A 19,226-nucleotide genomic window follows, 5' to 3' on the forward strand; every position below is an offset into this window, starting at 1 on the left:
CCCTCAGTTGCCGGTGGTGTCACCGGTGATCTGGCCCACCCGGGTCAGCGACGCGTGCGCGGCCGCGACGATCCGGTCGGGGGTGAATCCGAACTGTTCGAAGAGCACGCTGTGCGGTGCGCTGGCGCCGTAGTGCTCCAGGCTGACCGCCTCACCGCTGTCGCCGATCAGGTCCCGCCACGACATCGCGATGCCGGCCTCGACGCTGACCCGGGCCCGGACGGAGCGGGGCAGCACCGCGTCCTGGTACGCCGAGTCCTGCTCCCGGAACCACTCCTGACAGGGCATCGAGACCACCCGGGTGGGGGTGCCCTCGGCCTCCAGCCGCTCCCGGGCGGTCAGGCAGAGCTGCACCTCGGAGCCGGTGCCGATCAGGATCACCTGCGGCTGCGCGTTCGACGCCTCGGCCAGCACGTAGCCGCCCTTGACGGTCTGGTCGGCGCCGGCCAGTTCGCTGCGGTCCAGCGTCGGCAGCGCCTGCCGGCTCAGCGCCAGCGCGGACGGCCGGTCGGTGTGCTCCAGCGCGTGCCGCCAGGCCCAGGCGGTCTCGTTGGCGTCGGCCGGCCGGATCACGTCCAGGCCGGGGATGGCCCGCAGCGCGGTCAGGTGCTCGACCGGCTGGTGGGTGGGGCCGTCCTCGCCGAGACCGATCGAGTCGTGCGTCCAGACGTAGACGACGGGCAGCTTCATCAGCGCGGCGAGCCGGACCGCCGGGCGCATGTAGTCGCTGAAGACCAGGAAGGTGCCGCCGTAGGGGCGGGTGCCGCCGTGCAGCGCGATGCCGTTCAGGATGGCGCCCATGGCGTGCTCACGGATGCCGAAGTGCAGGGTGCGGCCGTACTCGTTGCCCGGGAACGCCTTGGTGGCGTAGTCGCTGGGGATGAAGGACGGCTCGCCCTCCATGGTGGTGTTGTTGCTCTCGGCCAGGTCGGCCGAGCCGCCCCACAGCTCCGGCAGGACCGGGGCCAGGGCGTTCAGGACCTTGCCGGAGGCGGCCCGGGTGGCGATCCCCTTGGCGTCCGCCGGGAACTCCGGCAGCGCGTCGGCCCAGCCGACCGGCAGCGTACGGGTGGCCAGCCGGTCGTGCAGCGCCTTGCCCTCCGGGTTGGCGTCCGCCCACGCCTGGTAGGCGGTCTCCCACTCGGCGTGCGCGGAGCGGCCCCGCTCCAGCACCTGGCGGGCGTGCGTCAGCACCTCCTCGTCGACCGCGAAGTGCTGGGCCGGGTCGAAGCCGAGCAGCTTCTTGGTCTCGGCCACCTCGTCGGCGCCGAGCGCCGAACCGTGGATCTTGCCCGTGTTCTGCTTGGTCGGCGCCGGCCAGCCGATGATGGTGCGCAGCGCGACGAACGACGGCCGGCCGGTCTCCGCCTTGGCGGCCAGCAGCGCGGCGTACAGCGCCTCGACGTCCTCGTGGTAGTGGCCCTGGTCCGCGTCCCCGCTGCGCCAGTCGACCGTCTGCACGTGCCAGCCGTACGCCTCGTAGCGGGCGGCCACGTCCTCGCTCTTGGCGATCCGGGTGTCGTCCTCGATCGAGATCTCGTTGTCGTCGTAGATCAGGATCAGGTTGCCCAGTCGCTGGTGCCCGGCGAGCGCACTCGCCTCGTGGCTGATCCCCTCCTCGATGTCGCCGTCCGAGGCGATGCACCAGATGTGGTGGTCGAAGGGGGAGGTGCCGGGAGCCGCGTCCGGGTCCAGCAGGCCACGCTCCCGGCGGGCGGCCATCGCCATCCCGACCGCGTTGCCGAGCCCCTGGCCGAGCGGGCCGGTGGTGGTCTCGACGCCCCGGGTGTGCCCGTGCTCGGGGTGGCCCGGGGTGAGCGAGCCCCACTGCCGCAGCGCCTTGAGGTCGGTCAGGCCGAGGCCGTAGCCGCTCAGGTAGAGCTGGATGTAGAGGGTGAGACTGCTGTGCCCCGCCGACAGCACGAACCGGTCCCGCCCGGTCCAGTCGGGGTGGGACGGGTCGTGCCGCATGACCCGGTTGAACAACAGGTAGGCGGCCGGTGCCAGGCTCATCGCCGTACCCGGATGCCCGTTGCCGGACTTCTCCACGGCGTCCATGGCCAGCACGCGGACGGTGTCGACGGCACGCTGGTCGAGATCGGACCAGCTCAGCGAGGTTTGCTCGGGTCGATTGTCAGCCACGATCGTGTGTGCTCCTCGGCGTGATGGGCGGAACCCTCACTGATGACCCTAGCGACCGGTTCCGAAACCCATCCCCCGGATCTCGACCACCGGTCGAGCGGTTCGCCGGAAGTGTGATCGTTCGCACCGAAGAAGGGTCGCCCGGGCAGCGGAAACGACGACGCGTAGGCTGTCGGTCGGCGTGCTGACCATCGGTCGCCCGCCACCCGCGCTGCCCGCGCAGCCAATCACTCGTCGTGCCCGACGCCGGAAGGTGGCAATCCGTGAGCATGATCACCGAGCGCCCCGTGACCGGCGGTGCCCCGGCAGCGGGGACGCCGGACGAGGTGACCCGGCGACGCGACGTCGCCGCCCTGATCCGGGCGTACGTCGCGCTGACCAAGCCACGGATCGTCGAGCTGCTGCTGATTTCCACGGTGCCGACGATGATGCTGGCCGACGGCGGGATCCCGTCGCTCTGGCTGGTCGCGGTGGTGCTGGTCGGCGGGTCGCTGGCGGCGGGTGCGGCCAATGCCTTGAACTGCTACATCGACCGCGACATCGACCAGGTGATGAAGCGGACCAAGCGCCGGCCACTGCCGACGCACACCGTGGCGCCCCGCAACGCGCTGGTCTTCGGGCTGGTGCTGGCGGTGGTCTCGGTGACCCTGATGGCGGTCTTCACCAACTGGTTGGCCACCGCATTGACGCTGGCCGCCATCGCCTACTACGACCTCGTCTACACCCTGTGGTTGAAGCGGACGACCTGGCAGAACACCTTCTGGGGCGGCATCTGCGGCTCCGCTCCGGTGCTGATCGGCTGGGCGGCGGTGACCGGCTCGCTGGCGCCGCAGGCCTGGGGCCTCTTCGCGGTGGTGTTCTTCTGGCAGCTGCCGCACTTCTACGCCCTGGCCATCAAGTTCAAGGACGACTACGCCCGGGCCGGCATCCCGATGCTGCCGGTGGTCGCTTCGATCCGCCGGGTCACCACCGAGATCGTGGTCTACACCTGGTTGACCGTGGCGGCGTCGGTGCTGGTCTGGCCGCTGGGCATGGGCCCGGTCTACGGGGTCACGGTGCTGGCGGCCGGCGGGATGTTCATCGTCGAGGCGCACCGGCTGAGCCAGCGGGCCGCCCGGGGTGGTCCGGTCAAGCCGATGCGGCTCTTCCACTGGTCGATCACGTACCTGACGATCGTCTTCGCGGCGGTCGCGGTCGACGCGCTGCTCTGAGTTTTCGGGGGCTTCGTGCCCGTTCGTCCTGTTTGCCGGGCTTGAACGTGAATGATGGTTTTGAATTAGTCGCGTATAGCCCGAAAAATCGCCCCAAGTTGGTGCGCCGTTACCGTAAACGTCACCGTAATCGGGATCACAAATTATCGGTAGCTGCCCCTCGTGGCGGTCGAAGTCTGCTTAGGCTTCGCGTTATGGCAGATGGTTCCGATACGACGCCGACGGGCGAGCAGACCGTCGCGGGGCAGACCCACAACGGTCTGGTCGCCGGCATCCAGTCGTTTGCCGCCGGCCACGGCGGCGCGAAGGCGGTCATCGAGTACGTCGGCAAGCGGGGCGCGCGCATTGTCCTGGTGGGGGAGGACGGCGTGTGGGCTGACCAGTTCGCGGACAGCACCGACGTCGCGCGACTGGCCTGCGCCAAGGCGGGGGTCGCCGTGGAGAACGAATGGGAGCGGGAACTGATGGACCAGATGCGTCCGAGCAACGATCTTTGGCGGTCGATGGCTCGACGTACCATGGCTCGTTGATAATTTTGTCCGATAACAACCGTGCGACCCGGGGCGAGCCCCGGGTCGCTCTTATTACCTGTGCGGAACTTCCCGGCCTCGACCCCGACGACCGGCTGCTGCTGGACCCGCTCGCCGAACGCGGGATCCGGGTCGAGGCGGCGGTCTGGGACGACCCGGAGGTGGACTGGGCCGGCTACGCGCTGGCGGTGCTCCGTTCGCCCTGGGACTATCCGCCCCGGCGCGCCGAGTTCGTCGCCTGGGCCGAGACCGTGCCCCGGCTGGCCAACCCGGCCGACCTGGTGCGGTGGAACACCGACAAGCGCTACCTGCGGGAGTTCGCCGAGGCGGGGCTGCCGACCGTGCCGACCAGCTGGCTGGCCCCGGACACCGCCTGGGCACTGCCGGCGGTGCCCGGCGAGTACGTCCTCAAGCCCGTCGTCGGCGCCGGCAGCCTGGACACCGGCCGCTACGACCTCGCCGACGCGGAACACCGGGAGCTGGCCGTTGCACACGTCAAGCGGCTACAGGCGGCCGGCCGGTGGGTGATGGTGCAGCCGTACCTGGCCGCCGTGGACACCGCCGGGGAGACGGCGCTGCTCTTCGTCGCCGGCCCGGACGGGCTCCGGTTCAGCCACGCGATCCGCAAGGGGCCGATGCTGGTCGGCCCGGACTACGGCGTCGAGGGGCTGTTCCGGCCGGAGGAGATCACCCCGCGTACCCCGGCCGAGGCGGAACTCGCCCTCGCCGAGCGGGTACTGGCGGCGCTGCCCGGCGGTCCGGGCCGGCCGCTCTACGCCCGGGTGGACCTGATTCCGGGCCCGGACGGCGCGCCGGTGCTGGTCGAGGTGGAACTCACCGAGCCGTCGCTCTTCCTGGCCCACGCTCCGGGCGCGGCCGACCGGATCGCCGACGCGATCGCCGCCCGGCTGGCGGCCTGAACTGCCCGGCTGGGCTGAAACCGGCCGGCTGGGCTGAACTGTCCGGCTGGGCTGAAACTGCCCGGCTGGGCTGAGCCGCCCGGCACGGCCCGGTCGGGGTCAGCGGGCCGCCGCGTCGGCGAGTTCGGGCCGGGTCCGGTCCGCCGGGGCGGCCGGGGCGGTGCGTTCCCGGGTCGACCAGAGCACCGCGAGGGCGGCGAGCCAGACCAGGCAGGAGCCGAGCATGTGCGCGCCGACCAGCGCCACCGGCAGCCCGGTGAAATATTGCACGAAGCCGATCAGGCCCTGGCCGAGTTCGGCGAGCACCAGCAGGCCGGCCGCCCGGACCGCCTGGGCCGGTGCGCCGACCGCGCGGAAGGCGAACCAGATCGCGATCGAGAGCCCCAGCAGCAGGAAGACCGTGTCGGCGTGCACCTGGGAGATGGTCTCCGGGTCCAGGTTGTTACGGGCCGCCCCCGAGTCGCCGGAGTGCGGGCCGCTGCCGGTCACCCAGGTGCCGACCACGAGTACGGCGGCGGCCACCCCGGCGGTGAGCCAGGCGAGCGCGCGCAGCGGTGCCGGTACGGTCGGCCGGGGCGGTCCGTCCGGTTCGAGGGTCCGGCGCCAGAACGCGTACGCGGCCGCGATCACCGCCATCGAGGCGAGGAAGTGCAGCCCGACCACCCACGGGTTCAGGTTGGTGAGCACGGTGATCCCGCCGATGACCGCCTGGGCCGGGATGCCGAACGCGGCACCGACGCTGAGCCAGCGGAGCCCCCGGCGGGCCGGGCGCTGCCGCCAGGCGGCGACCACTCCGGCGATGACCACGGCGGCGAGCGCGAAGGTGAGCAGCCGATTGCCGAACTCGATCACCCCGTGCACGCCCATCTCGGCGGTCGCCACGTACGAGTCGTCGGTGCAGCGGGGCCAGGTGGGGCAGCCGAGCCCGGATTTGGTCAGCCGGACCGCGCCCCCGGTCCCGACGATCAGCACGTTCCCCACCACGGAGGCGAGGGCCAGTCGCGATAGGGTGGGTTTGCCAGAAAATTCGCCGAATCGGCTCACGCCGGCCATGGTACGTGCAAATGTGATCATGCTGGACGGCGCGTCCGCCGTCCGGTGGTCTGGATCACCGGACCCCGGGTTTGCGGACCTAGGACGAAATACGTAACGTTGGCGTAGTGAAAAACCTGGCGGCGTACTCGGAGCAGGAACGGGTGACCGATCCGGTCGCCGGTTCCGCCGTGTCCGCCGTCGAGATGGCCGGACCCGACGGCGTGGCCGGACCCGACGGGCGTCCCACCCGGGACCGGGTGACCCAGTTGCTGCTGGAGCACGGCGCGGCCACCGCCGCGCAGCTCGGCGCGGAGCTGGGGCTCAGCCCGGCGGCGATCCGCCGGCACCTGGACGCGATGCTCGCCGACGGTGACGTGGTCGCCCGTGACCAGGTCGTCCGCGGCCAGCGCGGTCGTGGTCGACCCGCCCGGATCTTCCGGCTCACCGACTCCGGCCGGCGCCGCTGCGGCACCCACACCTACGACGGGATGGCCACCGCCGCGCTGCGGTGGATCTCCCGGCACGGTGGACCGGACGCGGTCGACGCCTTCGCCGCCGAGCAGGTCGCGGCGCTGGAGGCCCGCTGCCGGGCCGCCATGGAGGGCGCCGGGGACGACCCGCTGGCCAGGGCCGAGGCACTCGCCGGGGCGCTGACCGCCGAGGGATACGCTGCCAACGCGTCCACGATCGCGTCCGGCGGACAGCTGTGCCAGCACCACTGTCCGGTGGCCCACGTGGCCGCGGAGTTTCCCCAGCTGTGCGAGGCCGAGACGGCGGTCATCTCCCGCCTGGTCGGCACCCACGTGCAGCGGCTCGCCACCATCGCCCACGGCGACGGGGTCTGCACCACGCACATCCCGACCCAGCCCAAACCTTCCGTCAGCAGTGTGAGGACAGATAGATGACCGAGCAGATCGTCCAGCCCATGACGCAGGAGGAGCAGCTCGCCGCCCTGGGGCGTTACGAGTACGGCTGGGCCGACTCCGACGTCGCCGGTGCCGCTGCCCAGCGTGGCCTGAACGAGGCGGTGGTGCGGGACATCTCCGCCAAGAAGAACGAGCCCGCCTGGATGCTCGACCTGCGGCTGAAGGGGTTGCGGCTGTTCGGCCGCAAGCCGATGCCGAACTGGGGTGCCGACCTCGGCGGGATCGACTTCGACAACATCAAGTACTTCGTCCGGTCCACCGAGAAGCAGGCCGCGAGCTGGGAGGACCTGCCCGAGGACATCAAGAACACCTACGACAAGCTGGGCATCCCGGAGGCCGAGAAGCAGCGGCTGGTCGCCGGTGTCGCCGCGCAGTACGAGTCCGAGGTGGTCTACCACAAGATCCGCGAGGACCTTGAGGAGCAGGGCGTCGTCTTCCTGGACACCGACACCGCGCTCAAGGAGCACGAGGACATCTTCAAGGAGTACTTCGGCACGGTGATCCCGGTCGGCGACAACAAGTTCGCCGCGCTGAACACCTCGGTCTGGTCCGGCGGCTCCTTCATCTACGTGCCGAAGGGCGTGCACGTGGAGATCCCGCTCCAGGCGTACTTCCGGATCAACACCGAGAACATGGGCCAGTTCGAGCGGACCCTGATCATCGTCGACGAGGGCGCGTACGTGCACTACGTCGAGGGCTGCACCGCGCCGATTTACTCCTCCGACTCGCTGCACAGCGCGGTCGTGGAGATCGTCGTCAAGAAGAACGCGCGCTGCCGCTACACCACGATCCAGAACTGGTCGAACAACGTCTACAACCTGGTCACCAAGCGGGCGGTCTGCCACGAGGGCGCGACCATGGAGTGGATCGACGGCAACATCGGCTCCAAGGTGACGATGAAGTACCCGGCGGTCTTCATGACCGGCGAGCACGCCAAGGGCGAGGTGCTCTCGGTGGCGATGGCCGGCGAGGGCCAGCACCAGGACGCCGGCGCCAAGATGGTGCACGCCGCCCCGCACACCTCCAGCACGATCGTCTCCAAGTCGATCGCCCGGGCCGGTGGGCGGACCTCCTACCGTGGCCTGGTCCAGGTGCTGGAGGGCTCGCACCACAGCAAGAGCACCGTCAAGTGCGACGCGCTGCTGGTCGACACCATCTCCCGGTCGGACACCTACCCGTACGTCGACATCCGCGAGGACGACGTGGCGATGGGGCACGAGGCGACCGTCTCCAAGGTCAGCGAGGACCAGCTCTTCTACCTGATGAGCCGGGGCCTGACCGAGGACGAGGCGATGGCGATGATCGTGCGCGGCTTCATCGAGCCGATCGCCAAGGAACTCCCGATGGAGTACGCCCTGGAGCTCAACCGGCTGATCGAGCTGCAGATGGAGGGCGCGGTCGGCTGACGCCGCCCGCCCCGTCGATCCGCCTTGCGACCTCGTCGAGACAAGACCAAGGAAGAGATGACTACCGAAGCATTCGCGCCCGAAGCACCCGGAGCGCAGGCGGCCCAGATCGCGCAGACCAAGGCGCAGACGCTCCGCTCGTACGACGTCCGCGACTTCCCGGCCCTGACCGGCCTGGAGGAGGAGTGGCGGTTCACCCCGCTCAAGCGGCTGCGCGGCCTGGCCGACGACACGTTCACCCCGGTCGACGGCCGGCTGCGCTACGAGGTCGCCGCGCTGCCGGACGGGGTCACGTTCGGCGGGGTGCACGAGGGTGACGCCCGGATCGGCAGCGTGCTGACCCCGTTCGACCGGATCAGCGCGCTGGCGCACGGCCGGGCCGGCGAGGCGGTGGTCGTGGCGGTGGCCCCGGAGACCCGGCCGGCCGAGCCGGTGACCGTCCGGCTGGTCGGGCAGGGCGCCGACGGCGCCTCCTTCGGGCACACCTTCCTCGACATCGGCCGGTTCGCCGAGGTCACGCTGGTGCTGGAGCAGACCGGTTCGGTGACCCTGGCCGACAACGTCGAGGTCGCGGTCGACGAGGGCGCGAAGCTGACCCTGGTCACCGTCGCCGACTGGGCGTCCGACGCGGTGCAGGCCCAGCACCTGCGGGTCCGGCTCGGCCGGGACGCGAAGGTGACGCACATCCAGGTGAGCCTGGGCGGGGACCTGGTCCGGCAGTACACCAGCGTGGAATACACCGGCCGGGGCGGCGAGGCCGAACTCTACGGCCTCTACTTCGCCGACGCCGGGCAGCACCTGGAGCACCGGCAGATGGTCGACCACAGCGTGCCGGACTGCCGCAGCTACGTCGGCTACCGGGGCGCGTTGCAGGGCGAGAGCGCGCACACCGTCTGGGTCGGCGACGTGCTGATCCGGGCCGCCGCCACCGGCACCGACACGTACGAGATCAACCGTAACCTGGTGCTTACCGACGGCGCCCGCGCCGACTCCGTGCCCAACCTGGAGATCGAGACCGGCGAGGTGGCCGGTGCCGGGCACGCCAGCGCGACCGGGCGCTTCGACGACGAGCAGCTCTTCTACCTGATGGCCCGGGGCATCCCCGAGGGCGAGGCGCGCAAGCTGGTCGTCCGGGGCTTCTTCGCCGAGCTGCTCAACAAGATCCCGGCCGAGGAGCTGCGCGACCGGCTGGGCGAGCAGATCGAGACGCGGCTGGCCAAGGCGGCGGTCTGATGATCAGGATCTGTTCGACCGAGGACGTGCCGAAGGGCAGCGTCGTCTCCGCCGCCGTGGACGGCACCGAGGTCGCCGTCGTGCACGCCGAGGACGGCAACTTCTACGCCATCCGGGACGAGTGCTCGCACGCCGCCGTCGCGCTCTCCGAGGGCGAGGTCGACGGCTGCACCCTGGAGTGCTGGCTGCACGGCTCCCGCTTCGACCTGCGTACCGGTGAACCGACCGGGCTGCCCGCGACCGAACCCGTACCCGTCTACCCCGTCGAGATCCGCGACGGTGACATCTACCTGAGTCTCACGCCGAGCAATGGAGTTACCGCACCATGAGCGTTCTGGAGATCCGTGACCTGCAGGTGTCGGTCCGGCTGCCCGAGGGCGAGCTGAAGCCGATCCTGGCCGGGGTCGACCTCACCGTGCGGGCGGGGGAGACCCACGCCATCATGGGCCCGAACGGGTCCGGCAAGTCGACCCTGGCGTACTCGATCGCCGGCCACCCGAAGTACGAGATCACCGGCGGCGAGGTGCTGCTGGACGGTCAGGACGTGCTCTCGATGGCCGTCGACGAGCGGGCCCGCGCCGGCCTCTTCCTGGCCATGCAGTACCCGGTCGAGGTGCCCGGGGTGTCGGTGGCGAACTTCCTCCGCACCGCCAAGACGGCGATCGACGGTGAGGCGCCGAAGCTGCGCACCTGGGCCGGCGAGCTGCGCGGCGCGATGGAGCGGCTCCAGATGGACCCGGCGTTCGCGCAGCGCAACGTGAACGAGGGCTTCTCCGGCGGCGAGAAGAAGCGGCACGAGATCGTCCAGCTCGAGCTGCTCAAGCCGAAGGTGGCGATCCTCGACGAGACCGACTCCGGCCTCGACATCGACGCCCTGCGGGTGGTCAGCGAGGGCGTCAACCGGGTCCGCGAGACCGGCGAGACCGGGCTGCTGCTGATCACCCACTACACCCGGATCCTCCGCTACATCAAGCCGGACTTCGTGCACGTCTTCGTGGCGGGGCGGATCGTCGAGCAGGGCGGTCCGGAGCTGGCCGAGAAGCTCGAGGCCGAGGGCTACGAGCGGTACGTCGCCGGCGCGGGCTCGGCCCGGGCCTGAGCCGAAGGGCACCGTCGAGATGACCACGATCGCGATCCCGCCGGGGATGCCACAGTACGACGACGTGCCGCGCTACGACGTCGAGGCGGTACGCGCCGACTTCCCGATCCTGGGGCGCGAGGTCAACGGCCATCCGATGGTCTACCTCGACAGCGCGAACACCTCGCAGAAGCCCCGGCAGGTGCTGGACGCGCTGCGGGAGCACTACGAGCGGCACAACGGCAACGTCTCCCGCTCGGTGCACACCGTCGGCACCGAGGCGACCGAGGCGTACGAGGCGGCCCGGGCGAAGGTCGCGGCCTTCATCAACGCGCCGAGCCCCGACGAGGTGGTCTTCACCAAGAACTCCACCGAGGCGATCAACCTGGTCGCGTACGCCTTCTCCAACGCCTCGCTCGGCGGCCCGGCCGGTGACCCGCGGTTCCGGCTCGGCCCCGGCGACGAGATCGTGATCTCCGAGATGGAGCACCACTCGAACATCGTGCCGTGGCAGCTCCTCTGCGAGCGGACCGGCGCGACGCTGCGCTGGTTCCCGGTCACCGACGGCGGCCGGCTCGACGAGTCCGGGCTGGCGGAGCTGGTCAACGAGCGGACCAGGCTGGTCTCGATCGTGCACATGTCCAACATCCTCGGCACGGTCAACGCCACCGCCCGGATCACCGAGCGGGTCCGGCAGGTCGGCGCGCTGCTGCTGCTCGACTGCTCGCAGTCGGTGCCGCACCTGCCGGTCGACGTGGTCGACCTGGACGTCGACTTCATCGCCTTCACCGGGCACAAGATGTGCGCGCCGAGCGGGATCGGGGTGCTCTGGGGCCGGGGCGAGCTGCTGGCCGCGATGCCGCCGGTCTTCGGCGGCGGTTCGATGATCGAGACGGTCAGCATGGCCGGCTCGACGTACGCGCCGCCGCCGGCCCGGTTCGAGGCGGGTACCCCGCCGATCGCCGAGGCGGTGGCGCTGGGCGCGGCGGTGGACTACCTGACCGGGATCGGCATGAAGGCGATCCAGTGGCACGAGAAGGAGCTGACCGCGTACGCGCTGGACGCCCTGGCGACCGTCCCCGGGCTGCGGATCTTCGGCCCGACGGTACCGGTCGGCCGGGGCGGGACGATCTCGTTCGCGCTGGACGGCATCCACCCGCACGACGTGGGTCAGGTGCTCGACGCCCAGGGCGTCGAGGTGCGGGTCGGCCATCACTGTGCGCGACCGGTCTGCGTCCGGTTCGGCGTACCGGCGACGACCCGCGCCTCGTTCTACCTGTACACCACGACCAGCGAGGTCGACGCCCTGGTGCGCGGGCTGGAACAGGTACGGAAGGTGTTCGGGTGATGCAGGTCGACCAGCTCTACCAGGAGATCATCCTGGATCACTACAAGCATCCGCACGGGCGCGGGCTGCGTGAGCCGTACGCCGCCGAGGCGCACCACGTCAACCCCACCTGCGGGGACGAGGTGACCGTACGGGTCGCCCTGGCCGACGACACGCTCAGCGACGTCTCGTACGACGGCCTCGGCTGCTCGATCAGCCAGGCGTCGGCGAGCGTGCTGCACGAGCTGCTCACCGGCCGGCGGGCCGGGGACGCGTTCGCGGTGCACGCCGCCTTCGTGGAGCTGATGTCGGGACGCGGTCAGGTGACCCCGGACGAGGAACTGCTCGGCGACGCGGTGGCGTTCGCCGGGGTGGCCCGCTATCCGGCGCGGGTGAAGTGCGCGCTGCTGCCCTGGATGGCGTTCAAGGACGCCGCGGCCCGGGCCGGGGTGGACGTCGAGGCAGCCGACAACCAGGACAGTAACGAGCGGAGCGAGGTGAAGACGGCATGACTGACCAGGACATGAAGGCCGCGTCGGCCGAGCCGACGGGGTCGACCGGCAGGGCCGCGGTCGCCGACATCGAAGAGGCGATGAAGGACGTCGTCGACCCCGAGCTGGGCATCAACGTGGTCGACCTCGGCCTGGTCTACGGGGTGCACGTCGACGACGAGAACGTCGCGACCCTGGACATGACGCTCACCTCGGCGGCCTGCCCGCTGACCGACGTGATCGAGGACCAGGCCCGGCAGGCGCTGACCACCGGCCCCGGCGGCGGGCTCGTCGACGACATCCGGATCAACTGGGTCTGGCTGCCGCCGTGGGGCCCCGACAAGATCACCGACGAGGGCCGGGACCAGCTCCGCGCCCTCGGCTTCAACGTCTGAGCCGATCCGGCGGGCCTCGACGGCCCGTGGTCGCCCCGCGACCACGGGCCGTCGACTTTTCCGGTGGGCTTTTCCGGGGTACGGCGGGAGGATGATCAGGTGACAGCGAAAGCGATCATCTTTCACGGTACGGGCGGGCACCCCGAGGTCGTCTGGTACCCGTGGTTGGGCCGGCGACTGGCCGACCGGGGGTACGCGGTGGAGATCCCGCACTATCCGGACCTGAACGTGGAGCCGATCGACACCTTCCTGCCGAAGGTGCTGGCCAACCACGAGTTCGACGAGCAGACCGTGCTGGTCGGGCACTCGGGCGGCGCGGCGCTGCTGCTGGCACTCCTGGAACACCTCGACACCACGGTCTCCCAGGCGATCCTGGTCGCCGGCTACTCGACCCGGCCGAACACCGACGAGGAACCGGTGCTGCAACCGGCCTACGACTGGGCGGCGATCAGGGCGAGTGTCCGGGACATCTACTTCGTCAACTCCCGGCGTGACCCGTACGGCTGCGACGAACGGCAGGGACGCGCCATGTTCGAGCGGCTCGGCGGCACGCAGATCGTCCGCGACGACGGCCACTTCGGCGACGCCGACCAGCCGTACGAGTCCTTCGAGCTGCTCGACAGGCTGATCCCCTGACTCAGTGCCGGTACGCCTGGAACTCCCAGAGCGAGAAGCCGTAGCCGGTGCCCCGGGTGAGGCCCCGCATCCGCAGGTAGCGGGTCGAGGTCGCGGGGAAGGCGACGTTGTCGGTGCCGCCGTCGCCGGCCGTGGTCGACCAGACCGGGCGCCAGGTGCTGCCGTCGGTGGAGACCTCGATCCGGTACGACCTCGCGTACGCCGCCTCCCAGTGCAGCACCACCCGGCCGACGGTGCGGGCCGAGCCGAGGTCGACGGTGATCGACTGGTTGTCCGACCAGGAGCTGGCCCAGCGGGTACCCGGATCGCCGTCCACCGCCCGGGCGGCGCCGTGTCCGAGCTGGTTGCTGGAGGCGGAGACCGGCCGCCCGGCGGCGAGGTTGCTCAGGTCGTCGCCGCGCCCGGCCGGGAACGACACCACCTGCTGGTACGTCGGCCGGTTCTGCCAGGCGATGATGTCGTGCCTGATCCCGCCCAGCGGGGACTGCACGATGGCGTCGGCGCACCACTGGTCCCCGGCGGCGCAGTGCTCGTCGCCGGGATAGACCTCGGCGGCCGGCTGGGCGGCGGCGGTGCGCAGGGTGTCCAGCAGGACCTGCCGGCAGGCGGCCAGGCTCCCGTCGCCGCAGTACGTCCGGCCGAGCCCGCCCGGGACCGGTTCGCCGAGTACCGTCCGCAGGTCGGCGTCGACGTAACCCCACCAGCCGTACTGGAACGACGAGCCCTTGTGCCCCTGGGCGTCGGCGGCCGAACCGGGCAGGTCCGAGGTGTCCCCCTGCTGGTGCCCGGAGGGTGACTCGTTGATCTGCATCGCGTTGACCAGCGCCTGGTAGAGGTCGCCGCCGAGCGGCCCGGCGAACTGGCCCCGGACCAGCAGCGGCCACCAGGCGTCGAAGACCCGGATCGCCTCGGCGTGCTGGTACGTCTCCGAGCCGGCCGAGGTCTCCACCCGGAGCGCGCCGGCCTGTCGCCACGCCTTGAGCCGGCCGATCGTCGCGGCCAGCCCGGCGTCGGTGACCGGTTGGCTCTCCAGCACCCGGACCAGCTCGTCGAGCACTTCGATCCCGCGCAGGTCGGTCAGGCCGGCCCGCTGCACCAGCGCGGTCAGCGAGGCCCGGTCGAACTTCTGGCCGGCCTCGATCGCCGCCCGGATCGGCCTGTCCAGCAGGTCGCCCCGGTGCACCGGGCCGAAGCTGAAGTTGCCGTCCGAGGCGCCGTAGTCGGCGGCCTGCTTGTTGTTCCAGCTGATGTAGTAGTCCTGGTCGACCGAGTTCGGGTGCGCCGACGCCGGATGGTAGGTCGCGGTGTTCGTCGCCGGGTCGAAGCCCTGCCACTCGTACCCCGGCTCGGCCCGCATCGGCAGGTTCGGGTTGCTGCCGGCGGCCCGGACCGGGTTCAGCCCCGAGTTGGCGTACGCGGCCTGGCGGGAGTTGACGTAGAACCAGTTGAAGGCGTACCCGATCTCGGCGGCGGCGCTCATGAACTGCGCGGCGGAGCCCATCGCGGCGGGGTCGTTGAACATCTGGAAGCCGATCGCCGAGTCGGCCTCGTGCCGGTACGTCGAGCGGAGCTGGGTGAACGCGTGCGGCGCCCCGCCGACGGTGCCCCGCCAGGCCACCAGCCCCAGCCTGGTCCGCCGGGCGACCATCGTGTACGAGCCGGCCGCCGTGCCGTCCGCCACGGTCGGCTGCCAGGAGTTGACGTGCGAGATCTCCTCCATCGCCAGGCACTGGCCGCGATACCGGTAGAAGTTGCTGGCCAGCGTCGGCGCGCTGCCGTCGGTGGTGCAGAGTGGCACCGCGTAGGTGTCGGTGATGTCCTGGGTGGCCGAGGTGGCGCTCCAGGCGTAGTCCTGGCCCCGGCCGAGCAGCACGTAGAGGTTGACTCCGGCGAACGCGGCGCCCCGGGCGCTGATCCCCGGCCCCTGCAACTCCTGCATCATCAGCAGTTGCGGGGCGAAGTAGCCGGTCTGCGGCCCGAAGACGGCGATCGGGTGGCCGGTGGCGGAGTGCGCGGCGGAGACCACGGCGGCGTTCGACATCCCCCGGGGGGTGACGGTCAGCCCCGACAGCGCGGCGGCCAGTTCGGACGGTCCGCCGCCGGCCTGCCGGGCCGAGCCGGTGGGGTTGGCGGTGACCGCCTCGGGTCGGGCCGATCCCGGGTCGGGCAGTACCACGCTGGGCGCGTCCGGGTCGGCGGCGCCGTACGGGAAGCTCTGCCCGTCGTGCAGGGTCAGTACCGTCTCCGGGTTGTTCTGCATCCGGAACGCGCTCCACACCCGGTCACCCTCGACCGGTCCGTACTTCGCCCGGGCGGCGATCCGGACCAGCGCGGACTGCATCTCGTGCCCGCCGCCGCCGCCGAAGAGCCCGCCGACCACCCCGGAGATCGCGATCAGGTCGGTCATCTGGAACGGCTCCGGCCCGCCCGCGTTGGTGATCGCGTCCAGGTGGCCGGTGAGGACGTACTCGCCGGGGCAGTTGCGGTTCGCCATGCAGTGCCGGATGTAGGCGTTGATCCCGGCGATGTACTCCTGCACGTCGGTGTAGAGCTGCTCGCCCCGGGGACCGCGCTGGCGCAGCGCGGCGACCTGGGCCGCGAGATCCGCCTCGGTGTACGGCGAGTTCCGCCAGACGCTCTGTTCGAGGGCCCGGTTGCCGGGTGCGCCGCCGGCGAACGGGGTGAGGGTGCCCCGGCCGACGTGCCGGAGCAGGTCCATGGTGAAGAGGCGGTCCTCCGCGCCGACGTAGCCGGCGCCGAACATGGTGCCGCCCCGGGTGGTGCCGGTGACGTGCGGGACGCCGGTCGCCCGGTCCCGCAGCACGGTGACGTCGGCCCGGGGCGAGTAGCTGCGTTCGACCTGTCCGGGCGGTACCCCGAAGGAGGCGTCGTTGAAGAACGCCCCGAGCTGGTCCTCGCGCAGCCCGGCGTACCCGTAGACCAGGCTGGCGTACCGGTCGAGCTGATCGCCGGCGTGCCGGGGGAGTACCCCGAGGGTCTGGTTGGCCAGCACCTCGACCAGGGTGGCGTTGCCGTTCTGGCCCGGCGGCAGGATGTCGGCGCACTGGCCCAGGCAGTGGTCGCCGGCCGCGAAGGCGGTGGTGGCCGGCGCGGCCGGCGGTGCGGTCTCCGGGCCGGTGGGTCCGGAGGGTGCCGCGGCCGGTGCCGGGGCGGCGGTCAACGCGAGCACGGCGGCGCTGAGCACCGCGATCCCGGCGGCGGCGCGGCGGCGGGGACGGTGGGCCATCGGGGATCCTTCCGACGGTACGAGCGAATGTGAGCAACATTCGGCTACCGGATGGTAACGAGTTCGCGGGCCCGATAGATAGTCCTGGATCGGCCCGCCCGAGCCGACGGATAATCCGTCGCGGGTGGCTGGCCGGCCGGCCAGAATCGTCGCGTGATCGCGCCTACCTCGTGCACCTCCGCTCTCGCCGCCGCGCCCGAACCGGCCACCCGACGACAGCGGAAGTGCCACCGGTCGGCGTCGAGCGCCCCGGCACCGTGATGGCCGACGCGCTCCTCGCCGGCCTGCTCGCCGGATACGGCGTCGCCATCCCGGTCGGCGCGATCGCCATCCTCGTGATCGGACTGACCGCGCGTACCTCGATCCGGGTCGGCGCCGCCGCCGCGCTCGGGGTCGCCACCGCCGACGGGCTCTACGCCGTCGTCGCCGTGCTCGGCGGCGCCGCGCTGGCCGGCCTGATCGAGCCGATCGCCGAACCGCTGCGCTGGGTCGCGGTCGGGGTACTCCTGCTGCTGGCCGGTACCGGAGCCTGGGGCGCCCTGCGGCACCGGGCCGACCCGGGCCGGGCCGCCAGAACCGACCGCAGCCTCGGTACCCCGCTGCGGGCGTACGGCGGGCTGCTGGCGCTGACCCTGCTGAACCCGATGACGATCCTCTACTTCACCGCCCTGGTGCTCGGCCGGCGGGCCGGTACCGACTGGTCGGCCGGGGCGGAGGCGATCTTCGTGCTCGCCGCGTTCGCCGCCTCGGCGAGCTGGCAGCTGCTGGTCGCCTCCGGCGGGTCGCTGGTCGGCCGGGCGCTCTCCGGCCCCCGGGGGCGGCTCGGCACCGCCCTGGTCTCCAGCGCACTGATCGCCGCGCTCGCCATCCAAGTGCTGCTGCGCTGACCCGGACGCGGTGGCGGGCGCCGACCCGCCGAGCGGGTACCGGACCCGGCGGCCGGGTGGTGGTGGCCGACGTCGTACCGTTCGGTGGTGAACAGCCGACCCGCTGCCGGCGGCGGCCGGTGGGTGGACGTGGCCCCGGCCCGGCTCGCCCGCTGGCTCGACGGCTTCGCCGAGCGGCACGGCGGGCCCCCCGAGGTCGCCGCCGGGCCGGACGGGCCCCGGTTGACCGCCCCGGACGGCACCCTCGCGGTGCTGCACCCGCCGCCGGGCGTGCCCGGCACGGACGACCTGCCCGCCTTCCTGGCCGCCGTCGCCGCGCCCCGGCGGCTGGGGCTGCTGCTGGCCCGCAAGGGAGCGGTGGCGGTCGGCGTCGCCGACGGCGACCGCCTCGTCGTCTCCAAGGTGGACAGCCGGTACGTGCAGGGCCGCACCGCCGCCGGTGGCTGGTCACAGCAGCGGTTCGCCCGGCGCCGCGACAACCAGGCGAAGGCCGCCGCCGCCGACGGGGCGGACCTGGCGGTCCGGCTGCTGCTGCCCGAGGCCGGCCGGCTCGTCGCGGTGGTGACCGGCGGTGACCGGCGGGCGGTGGAGACCATCCTGGCGGACCGGCGGCTCGCCCCGGTGGCGGCGCTGCGGGCCGAGCGCCTGCTCGACGTGCCCGAGCCCCGGCACACCGTACTCGTCGACGCGATCTCCGCCGCCCGAGCGGTACGCGTGCTGCTCCGCGACCCGTAGCCGGGCGGGCAGGTCGGCGTGCTGCTTCGCGACCCGTAACCGGGCGGGCCGGGCAGCGTGCCGCTCCGCGACCCGGCGCCGGGGCTAGTCGGTCAGCGGGTGGTGCCGAAGGTGTCGCAGGAGGTCGGGTCGCCGCTGGAGTAGCCGGTGCCGAACCACTTCTGCCGGTCGGCCGAGCTGCCGTGGGTGAACTGCGACTCGTCGATCCGGCCGCCGGACTTCCGCTGGATCGCGTCGTCGCCGATCGCCGCCGCCGTGTCCAGCCCCTCCTGGATGTCCCGCTCGGTGAGACTGGTGAAGATCTTCACCCCTCGCTCGTCGGCGGTGCCGGTGGCGTTGCGGGCCCACGCCCCGGCGTAGCAGTCCGCCTGGAGTTCCAGCAGCACCGAGAGGCGGTTCGCCTCGCCGGGGTCGGCCTGCCGCTGGTCGCGTACCCGTTGCTCGGTGCCGAGCAGGTCCTGCACGTGGTGGCCGTACTCGTGCGCCAGCACGTACGGCTGGGCGAACTCGCCGGGGGCGCCGAGCTGCTCGGCGAGTACCCGGTAGAAGCTCAGGTCGATGTAGACCAGGTCGTCGAGCGGGCAGTAGAACGGCCCGACCCCGGAGTCGGCCCGGCCGCAGCCACTGCTCACCGCCTGCTCGAAGAAGACCGTGTCGGACGGCTGGTACGGCCGGTCGAAGTGCTCCGGCATCGCCCGCTGCCAGTACGCCTGGATGGAGTTGACGAAGAGGGTGTTGCGGCAGTCGAGCTGGCGCAGCGCGTCGGCGGCGTCGCAGCGCTGCTCCAGTGCGGTGTTGTCGCCCTGTTCCTCGCCGCCGGAGCCGGTGAGCTGGCTGACGCCGAAGCCGCCGCCGACCAGGGTGACCAGCACGGCGATGATCAGGCCGACCAGGCCGCCCCGGCCGCCGCCGATCGGGATGGGTATCCCGGCGAGCCCGCCGCCGCCGGACCCGCGTCGGTCGTCCACCTGACTGGTATCGATCCGTGCGTTCTCGTTGAGTTCCATCACGTACCCCGATCGCCCTG

Annotated in this window: 18 protein-coding genes; 14 read left to right on the top strand and 4 right to left on the bottom strand. The window is 71.8% G+C overall.

Annotated elements, in window-relative coordinates:
* Window positions 1-3: 3 nt before the first annotated feature.
* On the bottom strand, window positions 4-2,142 hold the full coding sequence (gene tkt / locus C6361_RS24605) for a transketolase (RefSeq protein ID WP_107269144.1): 2,139 nt from the start codon (window positions 2,140-2,142) through the stop codon (window positions 4-6).
* A gap of 263 nt (window positions 2,143-2,405) precedes the next feature.
* Between tkt and C6361_RS24610 the strand changes: the two genes are divergently transcribed.
* The 3 genes from C6361_RS24610 to C6361_RS24620 all read left to right on the top strand — a co-directional run bounded on the left by C6361_RS24610 (window position 2,406) and on the right by C6361_RS24620 (window position 4,803).
* Complete coding sequence (locus C6361_RS24610) at window positions 2,406-3,353, top strand: heme o synthase (RefSeq protein ID WP_107269145.1); 948 nt, start codon at window positions 2,406-2,408, stop codon at window positions 3,351-3,353.
* Between the two features lie 194 nt (window positions 3,354-3,547).
* Complete coding sequence (locus tag C6361_RS24615; protein ID WP_107263058.1) at window positions 3,548-3,883, top strand: hypothetical protein; 336 nt, start codon at window positions 3,548-3,550, stop codon at window positions 3,881-3,883.
* Between the two features lie 5 nt (window positions 3,884-3,888).
* Window positions 3,889-4,803 carry a RimK family alpha-L-glutamate ligase gene (locus C6361_RS24620; protein ID WP_107269146.1) on the top strand — a complete coding sequence of 305 codons (915 nt, stop codon included), beginning with the start codon at window positions 3,889-3,891 and terminating at the stop codon, window positions 4,801-4,803.
* Between the two features lie 99 nt (window positions 4,804-4,902).
* Here C6361_RS24620 and C6361_RS24625 read toward each other — a convergent pair whose 3' ends face one another.
* On the bottom strand, window positions 4,903-5,856 hold the full coding sequence (locus C6361_RS24625; RefSeq protein WP_107269147.1) for a heme A synthase: 954 nt from the start codon (window positions 5,854-5,856) through the stop codon (window positions 4,903-4,905).
* Between the two features lie 185 nt (window positions 5,857-6,041).
* On the opposite strand from C6361_RS24625, the gene C6361_RS24630 reads away from it, so the two are divergent.
* From C6361_RS24630 to C6361_RS24670, 9 genes are all read left to right on the top strand, one after another.
* Window positions 6,042-6,743, top strand: a complete 702-nt coding sequence (locus C6361_RS24630) for a metalloregulator ArsR/SmtB family transcription factor (RefSeq protein WP_107264497.1) — start codon at window positions 6,042-6,044, stop codon at window positions 6,741-6,743.
* Window positions 6,740-8,170, top strand: coding sequence for a Fe-S cluster assembly protein SufB (gene sufB, locus C6361_RS24635; RefSeq protein WP_107263055.1), 1,431 nt, complete (start codon window positions 6,740-6,742; stop codon window positions 8,168-8,170). Before C6361_RS24630 ends, sufB begins: the two co-directional genes overlap by 4 nt.
* 57 nt (window positions 8,171-8,227) lie before the next feature.
* Entirely contained in the window at window positions 8,228-9,403 is a 1,176-nt protein-coding gene (sufD, locus tag C6361_RS24640; protein WP_107269148.1) for a Fe-S cluster assembly protein SufD, read from the top strand.
* On the top strand, window positions 9,403-9,732 hold the full coding sequence (locus C6361_RS24645; RefSeq protein ID WP_107269149.1) for a non-heme iron oxygenase ferredoxin subunit: 330 nt from the start codon (window positions 9,403-9,405) through the stop codon (window positions 9,730-9,732). The genes sufD and C6361_RS24645 overlap by 1 nt, the downstream gene beginning before the upstream one ends.
* Complete coding sequence (gene sufC, locus C6361_RS24650) at window positions 9,729-10,502, top strand: Fe-S cluster assembly ATPase SufC (RefSeq protein WP_107263053.1); 774 nt, start codon at window positions 9,729-9,731, stop codon at window positions 10,500-10,502. The genes C6361_RS24645 and sufC overlap by 4 nt, the downstream gene beginning before the upstream one ends.
* A gap of 19 nt (window positions 10,503-10,521) precedes the next feature.
* Window positions 10,522-11,829 (top strand): cysteine desulfurase, encoded by a 1,308-nt coding sequence (locus C6361_RS24655; protein ID WP_107269150.1) that lies wholly within the window; start codon window positions 10,522-10,524, stop codon window positions 11,827-11,829.
* Window positions 11,829-12,320 (top strand): Fe-S cluster assembly sulfur transfer protein SufU, encoded by a 492-nt coding sequence (gene sufU, locus C6361_RS24660; protein ID WP_107263051.1) that lies wholly within the window; start codon window positions 11,829-11,831, stop codon window positions 12,318-12,320. The genes C6361_RS24655 and sufU overlap by 1 nt, the downstream gene beginning before the upstream one ends.
* Entirely contained in the window at window positions 12,317-12,694 is a 378-nt protein-coding gene (locus C6361_RS24665; protein ID WP_234358978.1) for a metal-sulfur cluster assembly factor, read from the top strand. The genes sufU and C6361_RS24665 overlap by 4 nt, the downstream gene beginning before the upstream one ends.
* A gap of 99 nt (window positions 12,695-12,793) precedes the next feature.
* Window positions 12,794-13,330, top strand: a complete 537-nt coding sequence (locus tag C6361_RS24670) for an alpha/beta hydrolase (RefSeq protein ID WP_107271151.1) — start codon at window positions 12,794-12,796, stop codon at window positions 13,328-13,330.
* Between the two features lies 1 nt (window position 13,331).
* On the opposite strand, the gene C6361_RS24675 is transcribed toward C6361_RS24670, so the two are convergent.
* Window positions 13,332-16,577, bottom strand: coding sequence for a penicillin acylase family protein (locus C6361_RS24675; protein WP_107269151.1), 3,246 nt, complete (start codon window positions 16,575-16,577; stop codon window positions 13,332-13,334).
* 260 nt (window positions 16,578-16,837) lie between these two features.
* On the opposite strand from C6361_RS24675, the gene C6361_RS24680 reads away from it, so the two are divergent.
* Both C6361_RS24680 and C6361_RS24685 read left to right on the top strand, forming a co-directional pair.
* Entirely contained in the window at window positions 16,838-17,464 is a 627-nt protein-coding gene (locus C6361_RS24680) for a LysE family transporter (RefSeq protein ID WP_107271152.1), read from the top strand.
* A gap of 87 nt (window positions 17,465-17,551) precedes the next feature.
* A complete protein-coding gene (locus C6361_RS24685) occupies window positions 17,552-18,199 on the top strand; it encodes an acVLRF1 family peptidyl-tRNA hydrolase (protein ID WP_107269152.1) in 648 nt (215 codons plus the stop codon).
* Between the two features lie 92 nt (window positions 18,200-18,291).
* Here C6361_RS24685 and C6361_RS24690 read toward each other — a convergent pair whose 3' ends face one another.
* Window positions 18,292-19,206, bottom strand: coding sequence for a neutral zinc metallopeptidase (locus C6361_RS24690; RefSeq protein WP_107269153.1), 915 nt, complete (start codon window positions 19,204-19,206; stop codon window positions 18,292-18,294).
* Window positions 19,207-19,226: the final 20 nt, after the last annotated feature.

It is taken from the genome of Plantactinospora sp. BC1, from assembly GCF_003030345.1.
Taxonomy (GTDB): domain Bacteria; phylum Actinomycetota; class Actinomycetes; order Mycobacteriales; family Micromonosporaceae; genus Plantactinospora.

Coding starts and splice junctions, on each gene's coding strand:
- sufC (WP_107263053.1), top strand. CDS start 9,729: ATGAGCGTTCTGGAGATCCGTGACCTGCAGGTGTCGGTCCGGCTGCCC.
- sufB (WP_107263055.1), top strand. CDS start 6,740: ATGACCGAGCAGATCGTCCAGCCCATGACGCAGGAGGAGCAGCTCGCC.
- C6361_RS24645 (WP_107269149.1), top strand. CDS start 9,403: ATGATCAGGATCTGTTCGACCGAGGACGTGCCGAAGGGCAGCGTCGTC.
- C6361_RS24665 (WP_234358978.1), top strand. CDS start 12,317: ATGACTGACCAGGACATGAAGGCCGCGTCGGCCGAGCCGACGGGGTCG.
- C6361_RS24655 (WP_107269150.1), top strand. CDS start 10,522: ATGACCACGATCGCGATCCCGCCGGGGATGCCACAGTACGACGACGTG.
- C6361_RS24625 (WP_107269147.1), bottom strand. CDS start 5,856: ATGGCCGGCGTGAGCCGATTCGGCGAATTTTCTGGCAAACCCACCCTA.
- C6361_RS24680 (WP_107271152.1), top strand. CDS start 16,838: ATGGCCGACGCGCTCCTCGCCGGCCTGCTCGCCGGATACGGCGTCGCC.
- C6361_RS24630 (WP_107264497.1), top strand. CDS start 6,042: ATGGCCGGACCCGACGGCGTGGCCGGACCCGACGGGCGTCCCACCCGG.
- C6361_RS24675 (WP_107269151.1), bottom strand. CDS start 16,577: ATGGCCCACCGTCCCCGCCGCCGCGCCGCCGCCGGGATCGCGGTGCTC.
- sufU (WP_107263051.1), top strand. CDS start 11,829: ATGCAGGTCGACCAGCTCTACCAGGAGATCATCCTGGATCACTACAAG.
- C6361_RS24615 (WP_107263058.1), top strand. CDS start 3,548: ATGGCAGATGGTTCCGATACGACGCCGACGGGCGAGCAGACCGTCGCG.
- sufD (WP_107269148.1), top strand. CDS start 8,228: ATGACTACCGAAGCATTCGCGCCCGAAGCACCCGGAGCGCAGGCGGCC.
- C6361_RS24690 (WP_107269153.1), bottom strand. CDS start 19,206: ATGGAACTCAACGAGAACGCACGGATCGATACCAGTCAGGTGGACGAC.